General features: G+C 48.8%; 15 protein-coding genes. 1 reads left to right on the top strand and 14 read right to left on the bottom strand.

Going from position 1 to position 20,815, the window contains the following annotated elements; all coding sequences use genetic code 11:
- Positions 1-12: 12 nt before the first annotated feature.
- The 13 genes from AACU55_RS08780 to tssB all read right to left on the bottom strand — a co-directional run bounded on the left by AACU55_RS08780 (position 13) and on the right by tssB (position 16,525).
- Entirely contained in the window at positions 13-528 is a 516-nt protein-coding gene (locus tag AACU55_RS08780) for a YbjP/YqhG family protein (protein ID WP_134705443.1), read from the bottom strand.
- A gap of 114 nt (positions 529-642) precedes the next feature.
- A complete protein-coding gene (locus AACU55_RS08775; protein ID WP_256369589.1) occupies positions 643-1,221 on the bottom strand; it encodes a DUF2345 domain-containing protein in 579 nt (192 codons plus the stop codon).
- A gap of 16 nt (positions 1,222-1,237) precedes the next feature.
- The gene (locus AACU55_RS08770) at positions 1,238-1,693 is read right to left on the bottom strand and encodes a hypothetical protein (RefSeq protein ID WP_134705442.1); all 456 of its coding nucleotides are present in this window, start codon (positions 1,691-1,693) and stop codon (positions 1,238-1,240) included.
- Complete coding sequence (locus AACU55_RS08765; protein WP_240785623.1) at positions 1,686-4,520, bottom strand: glycoside hydrolase family 24 protein; 2,835 nt, start codon at positions 4,518-4,520, stop codon at positions 1,686-1,688. Before AACU55_RS08765 ends, AACU55_RS08770 begins: the two co-directional genes overlap by 8 nt.
- An 18-nt stretch (positions 4,521-4,538) precedes the next feature.
- Positions 4,539-4,988 carry a DUF3828 domain-containing protein gene (locus AACU55_RS08760; RefSeq protein WP_134705441.1) on the bottom strand — a complete coding sequence of 150 codons (450 nt, stop codon included), beginning with the start codon at positions 4,986-4,988 and terminating at the stop codon, positions 4,539-4,541.
- A 69-nt stretch (positions 4,989-5,057) separates the two neighbouring features.
- Positions 5,058-7,400 carry a type VI secretion system Vgr family protein gene (locus tag AACU55_RS08755; protein WP_134705440.1) on the bottom strand — a complete coding sequence of 781 codons (2,343 nt, stop codon included), beginning with the start codon at positions 7,398-7,400 and terminating at the stop codon, positions 5,058-5,060.
- Positions 7,397-10,051 (bottom strand): type VI secretion system ATPase TssH, encoded by a 2,655-nt coding sequence (gene tssH / locus AACU55_RS08750; protein WP_134705439.1) that lies wholly within the window; start codon positions 10,049-10,051, stop codon positions 7,397-7,399. Before tssH ends, AACU55_RS08755 begins: the two co-directional genes overlap by 4 nt.
- Positions 10,052-10,213: 162 nt before the next feature.
- Complete coding sequence (hcp, locus tag AACU55_RS08745) at positions 10,214-10,705, bottom strand: type VI secretion system effector Hcp (RefSeq protein WP_013577830.1); 492 nt, start codon at positions 10,703-10,705, stop codon at positions 10,214-10,216.
- Positions 10,706-10,737: 32 nt separating this feature from the next.
- Positions 10,738-12,279 carry an OmpA family protein gene (locus AACU55_RS08740; RefSeq protein WP_339382228.1) on the bottom strand — a complete coding sequence of 514 codons (1,542 nt, stop codon included), beginning with the start codon at positions 12,277-12,279 and terminating at the stop codon, positions 10,738-10,740.
- Positions 12,280-12,415: 136 nt separating this feature from the next.
- Complete coding sequence (gene tssL / locus AACU55_RS08735; RefSeq protein ID WP_134705437.1) at positions 12,416-13,090, bottom strand: type VI secretion system protein TssL, short form; 675 nt, start codon at positions 13,088-13,090, stop codon at positions 12,416-12,418.
- The gene (gene tssK / locus AACU55_RS08730) at positions 13,087-14,436 is read right to left on the bottom strand and encodes a type VI secretion system baseplate subunit TssK (RefSeq protein WP_134705436.1); all 1,350 of its coding nucleotides are present in this window, start codon (positions 14,434-14,436) and stop codon (positions 13,087-13,089) included. The genes tssL and tssK overlap by 4 nt, the downstream gene beginning before the upstream one ends.
- Before the next feature lie 15 nt (positions 14,437-14,451).
- Positions 14,452-15,999: a type VI secretion system contractile sheath large subunit gene (tssC, locus tag AACU55_RS08725; RefSeq protein WP_134705435.1), complete on the bottom strand. Its 1,548-nt coding sequence runs from the start codon at positions 15,997-15,999 to the stop codon at positions 14,452-14,454.
- 31 nt (positions 16,000-16,030) lie between these two features.
- Positions 16,031-16,525 (bottom strand): type VI secretion system contractile sheath small subunit, encoded by a 495-nt coding sequence (gene tssB, locus AACU55_RS08720; RefSeq protein WP_013577825.1) that lies wholly within the window; start codon positions 16,523-16,525, stop codon positions 16,031-16,033.
- 844 nt (positions 16,526-17,369) lie between these two features.
- On the opposite strand from tssB, the gene AACU55_RS08715 reads away from it, so the two are divergent.
- Positions 17,370-18,917, top strand: a complete 1,548-nt coding sequence (locus AACU55_RS08715) for a methyl-accepting chemotaxis protein (RefSeq protein ID WP_037033054.1) — start codon at positions 17,370-17,372, stop codon at positions 18,915-18,917.
- Between the two features lie 72 nt (positions 18,918-18,989).
- Here AACU55_RS08715 and AACU55_RS08710 read toward each other — a convergent pair whose 3' ends face one another.
- On the bottom strand, positions 18,990-20,537 hold the full coding sequence (locus AACU55_RS08710) for a methyl-accepting chemotaxis protein (protein ID WP_134705434.1): 1,548 nt from the start codon (positions 20,535-20,537) through the stop codon (positions 18,990-18,992).
- Positions 20,538-20,815 lie beyond the last annotated feature (278 nt).

The following is a 20,815-nucleotide window of genomic DNA, read 5'->3' as shown; positions in this document are numbered from 1 at the left end:
GATATTACTCAGTTATTGAAAGCGATATTTAGCAGGACTAAGATCGGATACAGAGTCTATTTTCCAGTGCGTATTGATTTTTTTAAGCGAGACCGTCAGGACATGGGCCTTCTGATGGAGTCCCCCTAGTGAAACCTTTACAACCGATAAGCCTGAACTGATTTTTATTGGTTCTACAATGACATGTGTCCAGTCATCGTATGCATCTTGAGCCCTTATAATATAAACATACCCATCTTTTGGCCTAACCTCTTCGATTGTGCAAACGGGGTCTTTTCCTTCCTGGCAAATTTTTGCACTTTTTATTTTTTTCAAAAAACTTGGCGTTATATTATGCTGCATTAATTTTTTAAATGCAGGGGCATCAGGTGGGACAATTTTGAAATACAACTGCATATATTGCGCATAAAAATATTGTGTTATTTTCACAGGATCTTCTTTTATATTAGCAGATGCGTTACCGCCGAATAGCAAGAGAATTAGCATTGGTAAATATAAGAATGATTTCCAAAGTGTTTTGTTTTTCATTTATACCTCACGAAGTATGTTCAACTTATTTTCATGTTATTTCTAGTCAACATGCTTTTACCGATTCTTTTTACACAGCAAGTCAAATTGTGACATCTCTCGAGCAGTTTAGCCTTATCCAGAAAAATCCTTCCCATTCTCTTCAGTCAAGTTTTCCATCGTGACAATAGGAAATTTAGGTGTATCGCTTGGTTTTGAAGCCCCCACCATCGGCACCAGGTAGTTCGTGCACTTAATCGTCATATCCCCTGAAGACCCGTGCTCGATTTTACTTGCCTCCAGCGTCAGGTAAGAGCCGCCGCCGTTGAGTGTCAGTTTTTTCGGAGTGGTAATGATGATTTCATCGTCCGAGCTGGTGATGGTCAGGGTTTGTCTTGCGGTCAGGGACATGGCGTTGTTTTGCGCCTGGATAGTGACCTGTCCCTGATTGGCAATCAGCGTGGCATCCTGCTTATGTACAAACATGCTTAACGCTTCACCTGCGCCGATGAACAGGTTTTTCATGACGCCAACGTCGGCATTGTTACCGGCGTTCACCATCAGGTTCTGTCGGGCTGCCAGCTGTAAATGCTCACCGCTGGTAAGCGCCACGCCCATCGGGGCGCTGGCTAAAATGGCCGCGGACTGCAACTGCGTTAGGCGGTTATCGACAAAGCTGAGCTGCTTTTGGAAATATTTATTTAAGTCATTTATTCACATGAGATTTATTTCAATCACTTAGTACACAACGATGTAAAGTTATCATTCCATGCTTATTTGAAAACTCACTAAACTCGGAGTCTTTTTCCCATGTATAATGTGACTTTGTTTTATCATAAAAACCCAGCCATTCCATATTAGCACTCTCACCTGAAATATCTAAAACCGCTATGGGTTTAGATTTATTTATGTGTTTCCAATTAATATCTGCAATTGTATTTTCAATAACATCATTCAAGAGTATTTCAAATTCCCCTGTTTGTTTTTTTTTAATCTCAGCAGAGATATATAATAAATTGGTGTTTACTTCTATATTCACTGATTTAGCCGTTTGAATATTTATGAAAGGGTCGGAGTTACCACAATCAGGTTGCCATCTTCCTTTTATCAGATCGTTCGAGAAGGCAAAGGTGCAGAAACAAAATCCAAATGCTATTGAAATTAATATAAACTTAAATTTACCCATTACATTGTTCCTTAATGAAATCGTTAGAGATATGTAGCACTGTGTCACATCTTAGCTCATTATTTAAGAACTCATTATAGATTTTTAGACATAATTCAAGGCTCTTTTTAGGTTGACCATGACGACCGGGAGGCATACTTGCCCATTCGTAAGAACAGCAATTAGTTATTGCTCTTGAGATCTCATTGTTTGATACTAAATCAAATGCATTAACATCCTCATGGATTTGAGTTTTTTTCTTTCCATTTTCGTCTAAAAATTCTATCCTCTCCTTTGTTTTATTTTTAAGAAATGCAACGCATAACTTATCTTGAGACTCTGGAGTAAAATCTTCGATATTATATTTACTTCTCCAACGCACAGTTGGTGCATCATCCCATACCCACCCTAGCACTTGGTATGCCCCAGTTGCAGATGAAGAATACCCGCCTTTAGTAATAATTATTTGGGGATGAGTACTAAAGTTCTTGTGATATTTCTCTATGAATGACTCCCCTCCGAAAACGGTTTCATAACCAACTTCATCCAGCGTTCCTTCACAGAATCTAATAAGCGACATAAAAGCTCTTATTCTTGCAATCTTAATATCAACATTTTGACTAGTGAGACAGTCTAGAAACATTACGGGATGCATATGGTATAAAGACGGTTCAAGAACAACTTTATCTTTTTCAAGATTCTGTATCCACACCAGTTTATTAATTACAGACTCATTATATTTTTTCCACTCTGGTGCATCTTGTGTCAGGTTGTCCAGATACGATTTCCATAATGAGTCGGTTGGTTTGTAATACCATTCACTGGGGTGCTTTGCTATAATTCTAAATAGTGTATCCCTTAAAACTGGATTATGGATTGCCTGCCGGTATTCATCAGGTGAGTAATAGCCGTCTGAATTTGTGCTAATCATGTCAATCAGACGCTGATAATTTTTTGGTAAAAGTGCGTAATCTACCCGAGTGTCCTGTTTCGCCGCGTTATGTAAGATATCCAGTATTTTTCTGATAAGTGTTTCAGGCGGTGTTTTGCCATCGAGCTTATCAAAATTGCCCGGCGAATCATCTGTGAGCGTAAAACCAAGTTCAGCAAGATCATACCGCGATAACAACTTAACATCTTTTTTTGCCAACCACGCAGTTTCGGGATAGATCTGAAAATACGTTTCCGCTGATTTATCATCTGCAGCTTTCTCATTTACTGACTTCACTTTCCTTAAGGTGGCAATACCTGCAGAACGTGTTGCCTCAGCCTCCTTGACAAACTTACCAGTAGTCAAGTTTTTATTATATCGCGGCAGACCCGGTGTATATTTCAAAAATAACGGCCGATCCTCTTGTTCAAGCTTTTCCGGGTTAGTCAGGAACGTGGGGAGATTTTCATCTATGCTAAAACATTCAATATGCGACTGATAACGCGGTACGTAGCCCATTGCAACCGGGTTCTGGTAATAGCCAAGATGCCCGACGGGATCTTTTGCGTTTATGCGGAATGGGACAGGGCATGTGACCTGTTCAAATTCGAGTTTCTCTTCGGTTTGTGGCTGGAAGTGCGCCCACCAGGCTGGAGGAATGACGACGGGCTCCGTTGTTTTCAGATTAGTTCTGTCAGCAACTACCCATACTTGATCGCCCTGACTAAACAGTTTTTTCTCAGGGGTATTTCCTCGCGCCTTGACGATCACATCCTCCTCAAGGGTAACATTGCCATATATTCGTCCTTTGTCTGTTTGAGTCTTAAATCCTTCATCCGTCTCATCCCAGCGCACTTTTGTCCCATTAGGAAGTGTACCTTTACGTACACTCCGGTCGGCATCCTCGTAAGCAGACAGACCTTTTCTTTCGTTTACTTTCCATGTTTTCTCTCCTTTACCAGCCTGATAAGCTAACCAGGGAGCAAGATGCATATAAAGAGTATAAAAGGTAAGGCTGCTTTTTTTATCATCCCCGGGTTGCAGATAATGTCGTATCAGGACGAATGAACCTGAGTAACTTAGTATTCCAGAAGTCCAGGGAGCCTCGAGATAATCTTTACATACCCGATAAGCAACGACTTCGCCATCTGCCATACAGCGCAGAGGCTGCTCACCTTTGTAGGGAACAGGAAAATCGACAGACTCAGAAGTACCATTACCACTTAATGCGCTCCATGGGGTGGTGACAGAACTGATATGAATGCCGCCGTGCCACATACCGTTGCGTCCAACCAGATAAAACCCTGCGGGTTCTCGGCTGAGATGCGCAAGGATCTCTTCAGCGTTGCCGAATTCATTGCCCTTTGGGTTTTTCGTAATGGGGTAGCAGATGTGGAGGTCTTTGTTGTCAGCATTGCTACTATCTTCGGGAGCGTTATTTTCTGAATCACCAGAGTAGCGATACAAGACATAACTTATGTTATTTGTTCGATATACCTGCGCTGGATAAAACCCTTTTACCTGTACATAGTCTGAGACCCAATTAGTTCCATCGAACATGGCCATATGTCCATGAGGGTGGTTTGGAGCATTTTGAACTACAACTACATCACCAGGTTGCTGACCCGTTATATTATAAATACCTCCTACCAAAGATGTAGTCGCACCCGATACGGCGATGAATCCATTGGAAATAAGACAAGGGCCATAGTCTTTTGCAGAATTTATTCCGGAATTTTCTAGTTTTAGCCCCCCACCATTAGGCGATGAAATTGCTAATTTTACATAATGTGCACATTGAGAACGACCATATCTTAGGTGATGATCAAGCCCCTGGCTCAATCTTTCAGCATTATCGGTTGCTATAATCGCCGCATTAGCACGCAAAGTTTCAATTGCTTTTTGAATATTAAGCATTTTCATTCCAATGTGATATTAATTACAATATGGCGATTGTCTACTAATAAAATTAACAGATTGCATCTTCCAGACTTCCCCATCTTTTACTAAATCGACTCTAAACTTAGATTGGTTACTATCTAACCCAAGAGTCACTATGACATAGGAAGTATTACCTTTATATATAGGTTGGGATGATTTGATATTAGATGCCCAATCAGGACAGAAGTCTTGGGAATATGTAAAGTAATCGGAACCTGACTCATCCAAACTTTTTAATTTTTGTAGATGCTTGGTTGTATATAGATCAACAGCAGCATCAGATTGCTTTATACTCTCAGCTAACTCAAAATCTGATGCTACAAGATATGAATGGTAGAAATTAGTTGTGACTTCATCAGGTGGCAAAGTTTTAGCAACTGATGCATTAACATTGAAAGTTAACAGAAACAAAAAAAAACCGCAGCATATTGATTTTGTAAACATATTCTAACCTATATTTAGTTTTATGATTAAATACTTAGCGTTATTACTGAACTAAAAAATTTAGATGAATTAAGCAGAAAAATCCTTCCCATCCTCTTCAGTCAAGTTTTCCATCGTGACAATAGGAAATTTAGGTGTATCGCTGGGTTTTGAAGCCCCCACCATCGGCACCAGGTAGTTCGTGCACTTAATCGTCATATCCCCGGAAGACCCGTGCTCGATTTTACTGGCTTCCAGCGTCAGATAAGAGCCGCCGCCGTTGAGGGTCAGTTTTTTCGGAGTGGTAATGATGATTTCATCGTCCGAGCTGGTGATGGTCAGGGTTTGTCTTGCGGTCAGGGACATGGCGTTGTTTTGTGCCTGGATAGTGACCTGTCCCTGATTGGCAATCAGCGTGGCATCCTGCTTATGTACAAACATGCTTAACGCTTCACCTGCGCCGATGAACAAGTTTTTCATGACGCCAACGTCGGCATTGTTACCGGCGTTAACCATCAGGTTCTGTCGGGCTGCCAGCTGTAAATGCTCACCGCTGGTAAGCGCCACGCCCATCGGGGCGCTGGCTAAAATGGCCGCAGACTGCAACTGCGTCAGGCGGTTATCGACAAAGCTGAGCTGCTTTTTAATATCTGATGCCAGCGCGGTAGCCTGCGTGGCGGCATCACTAAGAGCCTGCATCTCATTGTTGGCCTGATGGATTTGACCGAGGGCCGGATCCATATCCAGCACTTTTCCCTGTGCCTTGAGTTGTTCTTCTGCACTGACAAATATCCCTTTGCCCGCGCGCATCACGCCGTGTTCATCCGTCCTGATTTCAAAGCCGGCACCGCGCTGTGCGCGTTCCGCATCCACCAGATGCCCCATGTTCAGCTGCGTTTTGCCAAACTCGGTGGCGAGTTTGATGTGTTCCTCTGAGCGTTTGTCTTCCATCCGCAACTTGTTGAAAGACGGAGTACGCAGGACATTGCGGGTGTGGTTGTCGTCGGTGACATGGTCACTGTGTGCTGAATCATGCAGGGCATACGCGATATACGGTCGGTCACAGTCGCCGGAATCGAAAGCGATGGCAACTTCAGTACCATCGAGTAAAGGTGCGTGCCAGCCGTAGGTATCACCGGCGTAAGGTTTTGCCATACGCAGCCACAGATAGGCGTAACCCTGTTCCTGTTCGTCGCGGTCAAAATCGAGCTTCACGCGGTATCTGCCCTGATTATCCAGCCAGGAATAGATATCGCCTTTGGTGGTGCTTTCAACCCGGGCTGGAAGGGTACCGGCGATTACCGGGCGTTCTGTCAGAACAGGGCGGAAGCAGAGGGTTTCACTGTAAGGCTGACCGGTCAATTGTGCGGTGAAACGACTCTTGCGTGAACCGTAGGTTTTTATCCCCGTCAGCAGGATGCCTTCATTTAAAACAGAAGGAAGTGTGCCATCGACTTCCAGCACCTGACCCGGTGCCAGATGAGGGCAACTGCTGTGGCCGGTGACGGTCTTCTGAGCATTCAATATGCGCTCATGACGCAGGCGGGCATAAAATGCACCGGTTTCTACCCCGTCTTCTGATCCGGATTGCAGAAAAGGCTCCGCGTACTGATAGACTTCGCCAGTGGTGGTTTCATCACTTCCTGCCGCACTGGCAGTGGTGTCCATCGGACTTAATGCTTCCCGGTAGTTGTAATCGCGGGTGGAAACCTGTTGCGTGACGACCTGATGCTGCGTGCTCAGCCCCCAGACGCTTTCGGTACCGCTGTCGCTCATGCCCGCTTGGTTGCGTAAGGGTAAACGGACTCCAAATTTATATTGTTGCTGACTGTCGGCAAATATGATGACGTCATGCTCAAGGCGGGTGTCCATCTCGAGATGCCAGTAGATCCCGACTTCAGCCAGTAAACGCTGGATGAAAGCTAAATCTGTTTCCCGCCACTGGGTGATAAGCTCACGTGCCGGGTATGATCTGGAAAGCTGGAATTCGAAGTCCGGGCCTTCCAGACCGTGTGCCCGAAGAACCTTTTCAACCACTTCCTGCACTGACTGATTTAGATAAAGTGCGCACTTTGCAGTGTGGTCCAGTAAGGCTACGCGCGGAACCAAAACCAGCCGGTAAATCGTCTGATCCGCAGAGGTAGAGATACGTGAAAAATGTTGAATCACACCGTGTACAGCCCGGACCGGCTCCGCAACCCCTGCAATATCAAACACGGGAGCCTGCATGGTAAAGGTAGCCGGTTTGAGAACCAGTTGTTCAGCGGTTAAATCGGTGGCCGTGCTGGTGACATGAATAATATATTCAAAGGGTTTGCTAAGTTGCTCTTCCCCATCGAAGCGCAACACGTCGAGAAAGGCCGGACTTTGCAAAACGTCCAGACGATAGCGGGACTGGTTTAGCAATCTGTTGATAACATCGGAGGTGCTCATTTGTCTTCTCCGTCAAATTCCAGCGTGATCCCTTCTTCTTCATCCCAGCCCAGCGCCAGCGCCGTGGTGCGTTGTTGCCCGGCCATGCGTTGCAACAGTTGCTGGCTCAGCACCGGCAGGATCTGCTGATTGAGCAGGCTGTCGATGTTTCGCGCACCGGTATCCGGCAGCAGGCAGGCAGCGACCAGCGTGTCGTACAGACTTTCTTCGATGGAGCAGGTCAGGCCGTAGTGCTTGTTCAGGCGTTTGGCGACTTGTACCAGTTTCATCTCAACGATAGTGCGCAGGGCAACGGCGTTCAGCGGACGATAAATCAATGTCTGGAAACGGGCGAGCAGGGCGGGCTGGAAATGATCGCGCAAGATCGGGCGCAGCAGTTCCTGTAAATCGCCGTCGGTGGCTTCCGGCTGTTCATCCAGCAACTGCATCAAAGGGTCACTGCCGAGGTTAGCAGTCATCAGGATCACGGTATTGCGGAAGTCGATTTCACGTCCTTCACCGTCTCGCATAAAGCCGCGGTCGAACACCTGATAGAACAGGTTGATGACATCCCGGTGGGCTTTTTCCACTTCATCAAGCAAAACGACGCTGTACGGCCGTTTACGCACGGCTTCCGTCAGAATACCGCCCTGACCGTAACCGACGTAGCCCGGAGGTGAACCTTTCAGTTGAGAGACGGTATGCGCCTCCTGATACTCGCTGAGGTTGATGGTAATGAGGGATTTCTCGCCGCCGAACAGGCAGTCGGCAAGGGAAAGGGCGGTCTCGGTTTTACCGACGCCGCTCGGGCCGACCAGCAGGAAGACGCCCAGCGGGCCATTCTCAGACGTCAGTCCGGTTTTGGCGGCGCGCAGACGTTGTGCCATGTCGGTCAGGGCATGATCCTGTCCGACGACCCGTTTGTTCAGGTGATTTTCCAGTTGCAGTAAATCGGTCTGCTCATCTTTCAGCAGGCTGGTCAGCGGCACGCCGGTCCAGTCGGCAATGACTGTCGCAACGGTGCGGACGTCCACGTCAAGAGACAGCAGCGGGGCGCTGCCCTGCAACTGGGCCAGTTCTTGCTGCAGCGCGTGAATATCTTCCTGACGGCTGATGTCCTGACGGATTTCCAGCAGCTTATGCGTCAGGGCTTTTTCGGCTTCGTACTGCGCTTCGAGAGCGGAAAGCTGGGCATTGAGTTCGCGGTCAAGTTCGCCAATTTTCTCCAGACGTTCGCAGTGGCTCTGGCTGCCGAGCGCGATATCTTCCAGCAATGCCTGCTCCTCCATTCCCAGTGCGGCTATCTGCGCCTTAAGGCGGGTCAGTTCTTCCGGCAGGGTATCGAGGCTCATGCGTACACGGGCGGACGCGGTATCGAGCAGGTCAACGGCTTTGTCCGGCAGCTGACGACCGGTGATATAGCGGCGCGAAAGGCTGACGGCGGCTTTGACGGCTTCGTCGGTGATGTGCACGCCGTGGTGCTGGGCGTAGCGGGACTTCAGGCCGCGCAGCATCAGGCAGGCCATTTCATCGTCCGGCTCATCGACTTTGACAATCTGGAAGCGTCGTTCAAGGGCGGCATCACGTTCAAAATACTGTTTGTACTCAGACCATGTGGTAGCAGCAATAGTGCGCAGTTCGCCACGGGCGAGCGCGGGTTTGAGCAGGTTGGCAGCATCTGCGCCACCGGCCTGATTCCCTGCGCCAATAATAGTGTGCGCTTCATCGATAAACAGCAGAACCGGCGTGGGTGATTTTTGCACGGCGTCAATGACGTTTTTCAGGCGTTGCTCGAACTCGCCTTTAACGCCTGCACCGGCCTGTAGCAGACCTAAATCCAGCGTGCGCAGGCTGACGGTTTTCAGGCTGTCCGGCACATTGCCTTCACTGATGCGCAGTGCAAGGCCTTCCACCAGCGCGGTTTTACCGACGCCCGGTTCACCGACCAGAATCGGGTTGTTTTTGCGACGACGGGACAGAATATCCACCATCTGACGGATCTCGTTATCGCGACCAAACACCGGATCAATTTGTCCGGCCTTGGCTTTGGCTGTGACGTCCAGCGTGAATTTATCCAGCGCGGCCTGCAGGGCTTCACTTAATGACTGGCCGTTTATGCCTGCATCAGATTTTGGACTGGCACCCTCATCGGAAAGCGACGAAGGGGTGCGGTTCAGGCTTTCTTGTTGTTGCAACTCCGGGCGCTCTTCGGACAAGGCATCCAGCACGGGCTTGAGGCGACGGATATGTTCTTCGCTCAGGCTGAACAGCGGCCATAACCCTTCGCAGCGCAGCAGACGCGGTTGCGCCATCAGCGCTTCGAGCAAATTGACACTGCGGATGCTCTGGTTGTCATCCTGCAGTGATGCCGCCAGCCAGCCCGCTTTCATCAGCGATTGTAAATCCTGAGAAAGTTGAGGACGCGAATGTACTGAACGCGGCAGGGCATCGAGATGTGCCAGCAGGCTTTGCCACAGCGCATCCATATCCCATTCGTAGCGGCGGGCCAGCACGGTGATGTCGCCTTCGCCCAGTTCCAGCAGTTTGAGCAGCCAATGCTCGACGGTAATTTCATTGTGGGCGCGGGTCTGGCAGAGCGTCGCGGCGGCTTCCAGCGCTTTCGCGCAGTACGGATTTAAGCGGCGAAGTAAGACAGCTGACTGATGTTCCATGCTAAATTCCTTTTTTAGGTACGCTACCGCCCTTAGCCTTTTCCGTTGCAGGAAACGCAGGCCCATAAGGTCGATGTCCGGTTGTGTTTTTGTTTGCTCAACCGCCAGGCAGCGGCTCAGGAAACAAAAACAGCAGACGGCGAACCGTCTGCTGATAAGGTCTTACGCGGTAGTACGTTCGTTCCAGGAATCGGAATGAATGATGTTGCCGTCTTTGTAGGTCCAGGTGATTTTTTCGTAACGCAACTCGATAGCTTCGAGGTGGTTGTGTTTCTCTTTAGCCGGATCTTTGATGTCGTGCATTTTTGGCGCGACTTTTACCAGCTTGACGTTTTCCAGTTTAGTGTTGAAATACTCCACTTCCTGGCCCGCGTCATTGATGCGATACCATTTGAACTCAGCAGATTTCAGGGTCTGGCCAGTGGTCACCGCTTTGTACAGGTACGGGCTGGAGGAATCGATTTCTTTGGTAAACAGGAACGGGGTGTGAATACGAGTACCCGTCAGTTTGCCGGTGTTGTTATCGGTCGGGATATACAGGTTGTGATCCTGTGCAACCACTTCGATGCTGCCTTCGCGATCTTTAACGTCTACGGAGCCTTTAATGTCCGCACCGCCGTCGTCTTTCAGCCACAGATAAACAGGAATTGCCATGGGTAGTTCTCCATTTCTAAGGTAAACATTCATCAATCATTTGATGAACTTGGGGTTGCTGATGCTTTGCAGGCATCTGCCTGTGGCACCAGACTGATTTCGACACGACGGTTAGCCGCACGGCCTTCCGGGGTATCGTTTGTTGCAATCGGGCGTGTTGCGCCGTAGCCCTGTACGGCAAAGCATGTCGGGGAGACATCGCTGGTTGAGAGCATCCAGTCACGCAATGATCCCGCACGTTTGAGCGACAATGTCTGGTTGGCTTTCGCGTCACCGGTAATGTCCGTGTGTCCGGCCACCACAATCAGCCAGCCTGGCCTAGCCTTAATATCCACAAGCGCATTCACCAGCATTTTGAGCGAGCCCGGTTTAAGCTCGTATTGGCCCGTGTCAAATAGTGACAAGGCGTCGAGACGCACGGTTTTAGCTATGTGTTTCTCAGCCGGTGGCGGCGGCGGAGGGGGAGGAATGTAACGATCAATTTCCTGCTGCAGAGCCAGCCAGAGTCGTTCACCCTGATAAAGTCCTAAACCCAGACGTAAAGGCTCGCCCTGGCGGTGATAACGCTCAAGCAACTGAGCATCCAGTTTCAACGCGGCAACGGCTTGTGCTTTCGGAACGTAATTGTTCATAGGAATGATCAGATAGCGCTTCAGATCCATACCGATACGCGTAATGAGCCTGTGGTTGTTGTTAACAACAAAACCAATGGCCGTTACCGCAAAACACATCATGAGAATGACAGCTATTACCGGTGCCAGCCCTGCCCTGATATGGCGGGTAGTGCCGGAAAGCAGCGGTAACAAAGGATCGGGAAAAGGCAGAGTTGCCACTGTCTCTGATTGCAATGGCGTCAGGGCATTCAGTGTGGTACGCCGCGTCAATGCTGCAGACCAAAGGTTATCGGGCACACCCGACACGGCGTCAAACCTGACACCCACGGCCACGGGACGAACCGGCGTACTCAGGGTTTCAGGATGCTGCATTTCATCAAGCACAACGTCCCGAAGCCATGAACAGGCTGCCTCAAGACAGATAGCCTGAGACTGGCGAGCGGGCTGCATATTGATGTCTGACGAACTCAACCAGTCACTCAGCCGTGTTGCGCCTTCATCGTCGTCCCTGACGATCATTTTTCCGTCGGCAGCGCCCACAAACCAGGGCGATGCCGTTCCGTTCAGCCAGCAACTGACCAGCACGGGAATGCGGCATCCGATGCGCTTTTGCAAACGATAAAACTGCTGACGCCAGCTTTTAATCGCGGCACGGCAGACAGCTTCATCGGCATGAATTTCCGGCGAAACGCTGTACAGTACGGCCATCTGGCGGATCCAGCCGGGACGTTGTGATAGCACCGCATCAACGAAAATGGATAACGGTTTTGCGATGTCTGTCTTGACATAACAGGCAAGTGGGGTAATCCGTACCGTAGTTTCACCAAACAGCGCATCCAGCTTGTCCCCGCAAACAAGAACGACCGGCTGCGAAAACGATATCTCCGGCAGGTTTTCCAGTCGTGTCGTCTCATCGATGAACACATCATGGCGCCTTCCCCACAGCATCAGTCCAGCCATTAAGGTCACTGTGATGAGGGTAATGACTGATTTTGTGGAGGCGCCAAATGGGCTGAATCCCCAGCACAACAGAAGTGCCAGACACCCCGTCATCCCGGTCAGGCAGTAAACTGATAAACGAGAACCGATGCGCATATCAGAACTGCCCCGGCAATTGCTGATGAATCAGATGTTGCAGCCAGACATGCCCACCCCACCAGACACCGGACACGACCACAATAGCAACCAGAACCCAGAACCAGAGTGAGCGTAATATTGCCCCGCCACGTACCCGTCCTGTTTTACTCAGCAATGCCCCCGGGAGCATCACGTTGAAGGGAGTGACCCGCCCGGCAAGTGCGGCGAGGGTTTGCTCACGTTGATGAGGGTTGATGGTTTGAGCGCTATATTGCCCCTGAAAACCCAGCAATAAGATCCGATGAAAACAGGTCAGCACGGTGATATCGGGAGCCGGTTGACGCAGCACAGAGCGGATCCGTTCATATAACGCTTCACCTGCCTGAAGAGAGCCAAAGAAACGCGCCTGTAACGGTGCCCGCTGCCAGGCAATATGTCCGTTATCTGGCGCCTTGTCCTCACCCTGTCGACCGAGTGCGGTTTCATCCAGCAATGCACATTGGGCATAAGTGATATGTTCAACGCTTTCGCTATCGTAACCGGCCAGCTGTAATTGGTCCTGAACTCGCTCTACCTGTGCGCGGCAGCGCTCGTATAAAGCCTCGCCTTCTTCTGCAACCACTCCATTACGTAACTGCACAACGGACAGCCAGGTATCGGCCAGCAACTCATCAATATCTATTTCATTTCTCATGACCGAAGCACCGCATAGAGTTCCAGTTGCAGTTCACCGAGAAGTTCCGGTACATAGAACATGCACGTACCCGAATCCAGCATGGCCTGCGCAGAGGGATGTTTGAGATCCAGGGCGAAATATTGATTTTCCAGCCGAAGAGGGATTGCCGCAGGGACATGGCTTAACGCGATCAGCGGCACACCATTAAGTGCGATATTGACGATATTATTGACATCGTCCGGTGCCCCGACTTTACACAAGGCAGGGAACTGGGAAATAAGCTGATAAGCGGGCAGTGTTGAGCGCACTGACAGGTAGAAGTCCGCGTCTTCACGCAGGCGACTGTCATTAAGAGGCGCTTTCCACTGCTGGCCATTGATCTTGTGCATTTCCAGCGAGATAACGCGTGAAGGAAGGCTGGCTTCCAGTAGCTCCCCGATCAGGTCAAGTAAAGGCGGGAAAACGGTCTCTGGGGACGCATGGTCGTAAGCCGGTATCGCTTCGATATCATGTTCCAGGGAAAACGTCAGCAGGCTCCCCGCCAGTTTCGATAATTCAAACCAGACTTGTTCAGGGTGTCGCGCCGGATTTTTAACCAGTTCAGATAATGCTGAAACATGCGTATTGAGGGCATTAAGCAGCCAGAACAATGACACATCTGCGACGGCGAAATCGGCCATACGCTGATTGCTCTCACGACGCATCCCCATCAGGCGGCGGCGTTTAGCCTGCAATTGTGTGAGAATTTGCTCCATGTCCAGGACCAGCCCGTGATGAGCGGACATTGCCAGCAACGGAGGAATAAATGTACTGTCATTTCTCCAGCCGCCTTGACCGTCGCGAACCAGACGTAATACAGGACAGATCAGGTATTCCTCGTTTTGTTCTGTGTCAAAACGCAGAGACAAAGCATAACGGGCCACAGCCATAGACTCTTCTTCCTGACCGAATGCATCCTGAACATTTACCCATTCCTGACGATAACGGAGCGGGCGATCCCCCGCATTGTCAGTGAGTTGTACGTTGCTGCTGTTTGCCTGCAATAACGGCATCGCCAGCATCACCGTAAGCTCATTGATTTGTGCCGGAATATCCTGAGATAAATCCCGGGCAGGGGGAAGAAGATCGCTGCTCCCGGTATCTATCAGAGATCCGTCAGGCAGACGCACGGTCAGTTGAAGTGCTTGCAGACGTCTGACACTCAGCAAGCCTTCATCAAATTCAGCTGTGGCTACACCCCAGGGATTAACAACCGACAGGTGAGCAACACATTGATTATTATGTGCTTCCCACAAAGCCTGCTGCTGGAACTGCTGAGGGGACAGCAATGCCCCCTCACTCCATAGTGGTCGATAAATTTTCATTACCACTCCGGCCTCTTACGCTTTCGCTTTAGGCATCTGAGAAACCAGTGAAAGATTCACGTCCATACCTTCCACCTGGAAGTGCGGCACGGCGTAGAGTTTCACACGGAAGAAGCCCGGGTTGTCTTCGATATCTTCAACGGTCACTTTGGCATCACGCAGCGGGTGAGAGGCCTGCAGGTCATCGCCCGGGTCGGTCATTTCGGTTACCAGCGTGCGGATCCAGGTGTTCAGCTCCAGTTCCAGCAGACGACGGTCTTTGGTGGTGCCGATGTTTTCCCGCTGAATCAGCTTCAGGTAGTGTGCGATGCGTGAAAGCAGAAAGATGTACGGCAGGCGCGCATTGATGCGGCTGTTTGCGGTGGCATTGGCAGTATCGTACAGCGCCGGTTTCTGCGCAGAGTTTGCGGAGAAAAAGCAGGAGTAATCGCGGTTTTTGTAGTAAGACAACGGGATGAAGCCCAGATTGGCAAACTCGAACTCGCGGGTTTCCGGGATCATCACTTCTGACGGGATTTTCACCTGATTGCCGGTACCCAGATCATACAGGTGAATTGGCAGATCAGTCACTGCACCGCCCGCCTGTGGGCCACGGATTTGCACACACCAGCCATTTTTGATGAAGCTTTTCACCATGTTGGCCGCAAAGGCGAACGCCGCGTTTGTCCACAGATATTTCTCGTGATCCGGACCTTTCACTTCTTCAACGTAGTTGAAGCTGCGAACAGGAACGGTATCCGGACCATACGGCAGGCGACCGAGTACGCGCGGCATGGTCAGACCGATATAGCGGGAATCGTCAGAATCGCGGAAGGATTTCCACTTGATGTATTCCGCACGGTCAAAGTAGTTGCCGATATCTTTAATCGCCGCCACTTCTTCCATGGAATCTTTCAGGAAGAATTTAGGGCCGACCGCACCGACGAATGGCATATGCGCAGCGGCAGATACTTTAGAAATGTTACGCAGCAGGGCGACATCTTGCGCCGACGCGTCAAACTCGTAGTTGGAAATCACAGAACCGATTGGCTCGCCGCCCGGTGTGTCATATTCCTGAATGTAGGTATGACGGTACAGGCCGCTCTGGATGATCTCAGGACAATCTTCGAAGTCCTGACGGAGGTCGTCTTTAGATACATCCAGCAGTTCGATTTTTACGTTCTGGCGGAAATCAGTACGATCAACCAGGAACTTCAGACCACGCCAGCCGGATTCAATACGCTGAAATTCCGGGTGATGCATGACCACATCCAACTGACGGCTGATCTGGCTGTCGAGTTCGGCGATATGATGATCGAGCAAGGTTTTGTCCAGCCGTTCAACGGTTTGGCCTGACAACTTCAGGCGCTCAAGGAAGACCTGTACAGCGGCAGTGACACGCTGATCAGCGGTAACATCTGCCAGCGCAGACGTATCCTGAAAATCGTTCAGATCACCCAGTGAGGACACAGGCGTCAGGTTGATTTTATCAAACAGGGAAGCGTATACCGTACCGGCTTCAGGGCGATCCAGAACCGTTGTCTGGCTGGAAGAAGAGTTTTCAGTGTTGACTGACATGAGCATTATCTCGCATTAATCCATTAAGTGGAGGCAATTACGCCTTTGGCGCCAGGGCATTAAGTTCAGTGCGCAGTTCATTGCTCAGCGCAGGATCTTTTAGAATGGCTTCGAGCTCTTTACGGAAGGTGACGTTGTCGAGCAGATTGGATTTGAGGTCACGTAATAAGTTACGCATTGCCAGCATCGCGCGCAGTTGGGGGATCTGACGGGCAACCTGTTCTGGCTCAAAATCTTTCATTTCATTGAAATTGAGAGAGATATTTTCTTCGCTGCGATCACCTGTTAGCGTATTTTCCACAGTCAGGTTCAGTGAAGGGCTGAATTCAGCCAGTACGCTGTTAAAGTTATTCTTATTAATGTTAACTTTTTCGCGTTCAGATAACGGACGGTTCTCTTTTCCATTACTGTAATCACCCATTACCATCAATTTTAACGGTAATTCGACTTTCTTCTGTGCGCCGCCAGTGTGTAGATCAAGTTTTATGTTAACGCGCGCTTTCGGAATTTCATTCTGGAAGCTATTAGACATGCTTATCCCTTACTTATAGAGTGATAAACGCTGCCAATGATTCTTAAAATATGATATTGGCAACCCTGCCAAAACTACATCCTTTTCCGAGGAAAACGTCGGAATAATTCAGGGTCACAAGCGATTCAAAATATTTATGAGAAACATTTCGCAGTGTGTTTTGAATTTTTCTGAAAATAATATTGCAGGTAAATACCTGTGGTGACATTTTAGGTAAATATTACGCAGCATTGACATTTAAATGGTGTAACAAAACATTTCTATTGGTGCGGCGTGACACATTCGCTTATGTTCATTGATATATAGGAGTTTTATCCAAACTTTCAGCAGGCCTTATAGAATGCGGGTGTGACTTAAGTAAAATTTTATGAGGGTATGCAGATTCAAGTGAAAAGTGACAAAAAATAAATTAACTATTCTTTTAAATTGCTTCATTAAAACCATTCAACTTAACTCAGTATCGTATTTAATTCATAATCATTTCTCTATAAAAACAATAATAGTATTCACGGTGGTAATGTTTACAATTAATTTTCAAAAATAGTTCCATGAAAATTTTTCATTTTTAGTGGGGTTAGTTGTATTAATAACGATAAGCAGGGGGTAAGTATCCTGCATGAGGTCATATTCATATCTTTAATATAAGTGTTAGCAATAATTTTTTTGGGAAACACTCAGATTACTCACAGGTGTTTTGACTGCAGTAAACGTCTTTAAACATGTTCGGAAATTTCTCCTACGATCGATCAACGTGCCACAAATTGCAGATAGTGCGCTGGAAATATTAAACATTTGAACAGGAATGCCGATAAACAGATTCCCGCTTTATTTTGAGAATCTCCCGATGTCGCTTAAAAAGTCGTCTTTGCTTGTTCTTGTTATTCTTTTCGCACTCTTTTTCACCAGTATGCTTTCGAATGTTTGGCTGCTCACCCGGAGTAATCATTCACTGGATGATGTGAACAAGGAAATCCGTGTGGTGCTTTCTATTATCGACCCCATTAACCACAGCCGAACCTCGCGTGTTCGCGTGATGGAATATATGAAAGAAATTGAAAATGGCGACGGTCAGCAGTCAAAATCTGCTCTGGACGGAGTCACTGAGGTCATCGGTAAAGCCGATGCAGCGTTTCAGACGTATCTTGATGTGCCGAAATTGCCTGGTGAAAGTGAACTGGCCGATGAATACCGCAATACATACCAGGACTATCGCCAGAACGGTATCCAGCCCTTGATTGACGCTGCAAAGTCCGGTGATCAGGCAGCGTTCAAAGCCCGGATCCCTGCGGTGGTGAAACTCGATCGTCAGTATGAAATCGTGTTGGATAAAGTGTTGGCCCTCCATGAACAGTACGCAAAAAATCTTAATAATGTTGCACAAAGTCATTTCAAATTTGGTATCGGGTTGACGGTCGGTTTTGGTTTGTTATTTCTGATCATCATTATCAGTGTTCTGGTGTTAATGAAGCGCTTTGTTCTGATGCCGCTGCTGAGTTCTCGCGATCACTGCCGTCAGATTGCTGAAGGTTATCTCGATACGCCAGTACCGGTGAAAGCCAAATCCCGCAGTGAGATTGAAGAGTTGATGCAGTCGATAGAACATATGCGCCAGTCGCTGACCAGAATTATAAGGCAGGTACGCGACACCAGCCATACAGTGGCGCATGCATCGCAGGAAATCTCCGCAGGTAATATTGATCTGGCTTCCCGCACTGAACAACAGGCCGCAGCGCTGACACAAACCGCCGCCAGCATGGAAGAACTTGGTGCGACGGTAAAACAAAATACCGAAAATGTCTCCCGGGCAAGCAGTCTGACACGTGAAGCTGTCCAAAACGCGCGCGCAGGCGAGAAAGTCGCTCAGGACGTGATTGGTACGATGGGGCGTATTAACAGCAGTTCGAAAAAAATCGAAGATATTACAGGTGTGATCAATAGTATCGCTTTCCAGACAAACATTCTGGCGCTCAATGCCGCTGTTGAAGCGGCACGCGCGGGTGAGCAGGGGCGTGGATTTGCAGTGGTGGCCAGTGAAGTGCGCAGTCTGGCGCAGCGCAGCGCCATGGCAGCAAAAGAAATCGAAAGTCTGATTTCTGAATCGGTGGCGAATATTCGCGAAGGGTCGGATGAGGTCTCGCGCACCGGCGATTCCATTTCAGCGATCATTTCCTCTGTCACTCAGATTAATATATTAATGGAACATATCTCGATAGCCTCTGATGAACAAAGCCGCGGGATTAGCCAGATTGAACAGGCGGTGACAGAAATTGATGGCGTGACGCAACAAAACGCAGCGCTGGTTCAGGAATCAGCTGCCGCAGCGGCCTCGCTGGAAGAACAGGTTCTTCATCTGACCCGCTCAGTATCAGCGTTCAGATTGGCAACAGTGTAATCAGATCGTTGTAATGACATAGCTTATTGAAATAGATGCGGTGATTAGCCGCCTCTATTTTACTCAATAACGTTACCGGAACACCCCCACGGCTTCAACCAGACGGTCGGCCTGTTGCTTCAGACCTGAAGAAGCATTGGCACCTTCCTGAACCTGAATTGAATTTTGATGTGTGATGCGGTCCAGTTCTTCAATGGCTTTGGCAATATCCAGTAATCCCTGATTTTGTTCGCCAGTGGCGCTTCGGATTTGCCCGATCAGTGACGTCACATTTCGCACCTGAGAGACGATGTCGGCCATCGTTTTCCCTGCCTGATCAACCTGCTTCGATCCCGACACTACCGTTTCCACACTGCTGTCGATCAGGCGTTTAATTTCGCTGGCTGCGCTGGCACTTCGTTGCGCCAGGCTGCGCACTTCTCCGGCAACCACGGCGAAGCCTTTGCCTTGTTCACCCGCGCGAGCCGCTTCAACTGCGGCATTGAGCGCCAGAATGTTCGTCTGGAAAGCGATGCCATCAATAACATTGGTGATGGTGGCAATTTGTCGTGAACTGCCGGTGATTTCCTGCATAGTGCCGACAACTTCCTGCATAGCATTGCTGCCTTTTTCTGCCGCCGCACTTGCTATCAGTGAAAGTTTGTCGGCTTCGGCTGCCGTCTGTGTGTTGCTTTCAACTGTCGTGCTCATCTCATTCATTGCTGCAGCAGTTTGTCCAACGTTAGCGGCAGTTTGTTCAGTACGTTGACTCAGGGCTTCATTACCATTCGCCAGTGACTCACTGGCCGTGCGGACTTTGTGCGCCTGGTCGTTGACATCATCCACCATCCAACGGCAAATCAATCCGAGCTGGCCAACAGATCGTAACGTCATACCAATTTCATCGACCCGCTCCATTGGCGTGATCGTATGACTCGCGCCGCTGGCAACACGCAAGGTCTGACTGCAAAGCTGTTCGATCGGGCGGGTAATCTGCCATTCCATCCAGAAATTCAGCAACAGAATGAAAAATGCATTGAGTGCCAATGCGGTATTCATCTGTATCACGGGCAGGGTAGTCAGCGCAGAAATGACGAGTGAGTTAAGGACGAGTAAAACCAGCAAACCGCTGCGGATCCGCCAGCGCACAGAAAGTGTTTTTAAAATAGAAAAACTGCGGGTAATGCCGGTACGGATCAACAACCCCCGATGCAAGCGGCGGTTGTTCAGTGCGCCGCGATTCATTTTGTCATAAAGCGCCTGGGTTGCATTAATCTCTGCAGTAGTCGGTTTGGTGCGGACAGAAAGGTAACCTTTGGTTTTACCGCCACGAATGATCGGTACGACGTTGGCACGAACCCAATAATGATCGCCATTGCTACGGCGGTTTTTCACCAGTGCTGTCCAGGGGAAACCCTGTTGTAATGTAGCCCACATATCTTTGAATGCCGAAGGAGGCATATCGGGATGGCGCACAACATTGTGAGGCTGCCCGATAATATCTTCACTGGCAAAACCGCTAACTTCTATAAATGCATCGTTGGCGTAGGTAATACGGCTTTCGGCATCTGTCGTTGACATCAATGTTGCGTCGTCAGGGTATTGATATTCCCGTTGTGATATTGGCTGATTATTGCGCATAGTGACATTTCCATGGCCAGACTGCGGTTTAAGTGAGATTAAGGATCCTTAACTATTAACATTTCGGCATAAGCAAAATTTTCTTTAGAGAAACATGACGTTATTTATGACGACAACCGTTATTAGGGCGAATGCATACGGATGAAAACGTCGGTTTTTTCGCCAATCCATAACGTATAACGAAGATATGAGTAAAAAATATGCGTTATATCATTATGTCTGTTGATTTTATGAACAACACACAACGGCTGGCTCACCATAAATCCCCTTCATAATCG

Origin of the sequence: Rahnella sp. CJA17(1/100) (assembly GCF_963881615.1) — a bacterium.
Classification (GTDB): Bacteria; Pseudomonadota; Gammaproteobacteria; order Enterobacterales; family Enterobacteriaceae; genus Rahnella; species Rahnella aceris.
The sequence above is the reverse complement of the archived record's forward strand: the minus strand, read 5'-3'. Positions and strand labels throughout refer to the sequence as shown.

Excerpts from the sequence above, each read along its gene's own strand:
- AACU55_RS08780 (WP_134705443.1), bottom strand. The coding sequence starts at position 528 with ATGAAAAACAAAACACTTTGGAAATCATTCTTATATTTACCAATGCTA.
- AACU55_RS08770 (WP_134705442.1), bottom strand. The coding sequence starts at position 1,693 with ATGGGTAAATTTAAGTTTATATTAATTTCAATAGCATTTGGATTTTGT.
- AACU55_RS08765 (WP_240785623.1), bottom strand. The coding sequence starts at position 4,520 with ATGCTTAATATTCAAAAAGCAATTGAAACTTTGCGTGCTAATGCGGCG.
- AACU55_RS08760 (WP_134705441.1), bottom strand. The coding sequence starts at position 4,988 with ATGTTTACAAAATCAATATGCTGCGGTTTTTTTTTGTTTCTGTTAACT.
- AACU55_RS08755 (WP_134705440.1), bottom strand. The coding sequence starts at position 7,400 with ATGAGCACCTCCGATGTTATCAACAGATTGCTAAACCAGTCCCGCTAT.
- tssH (WP_134705439.1), bottom strand. The coding sequence starts at position 10,051 with ATGGAACATCAGTCAGCTGTCTTACTTCGCCGCTTAAATCCGTACTGC.
- hcp (WP_013577830.1), bottom strand. The coding sequence starts at position 10,705 with ATGGCAATTCCTGTTTATCTGTGGCTGAAAGACGACGGCGGTGCGGAC.
- AACU55_RS08740 (WP_339382228.1), bottom strand. The coding sequence starts at position 12,279 with ATGGCTGGACTGATGCTGTGGGGAAGGCGCCATGATGTGTTCATCGAT.
- tssL (WP_134705437.1), bottom strand. The coding sequence starts at position 13,090 with ATGAGAAATGAAATAGATATTGATGAGTTGCTGGCCGATACCTGGCTG.
- tssK (WP_134705436.1), bottom strand. The coding sequence starts at position 14,436 with ATGAAAATTTATCGACCACTATGGAGTGAGGGGGCATTGCTGTCCCCT.
- tssC (WP_134705435.1), bottom strand. The coding sequence starts at position 15,999 with ATGCTCATGTCAGTCAACACTGAAAACTCTTCTTCCAGCCAGACAACG.
- tssB (WP_013577825.1), bottom strand. The coding sequence starts at position 16,525 with ATGTCTAATAGCTTCCAGAATGAAATTCCGAAAGCGCGCGTTAACATA.
- AACU55_RS08715 (WP_037033054.1), top strand. The coding sequence starts at position 17,370 with ATGTCGCTTAAAAAGTCGTCTTTGCTTGTTCTTGTTATTCTTTTCGCA.
- AACU55_RS08710 (WP_134705434.1), bottom strand. The coding sequence starts at position 20,537 with ATGCGCAATAATCAGCCAATATCACAACGGGAATATCAATACCCTGAC.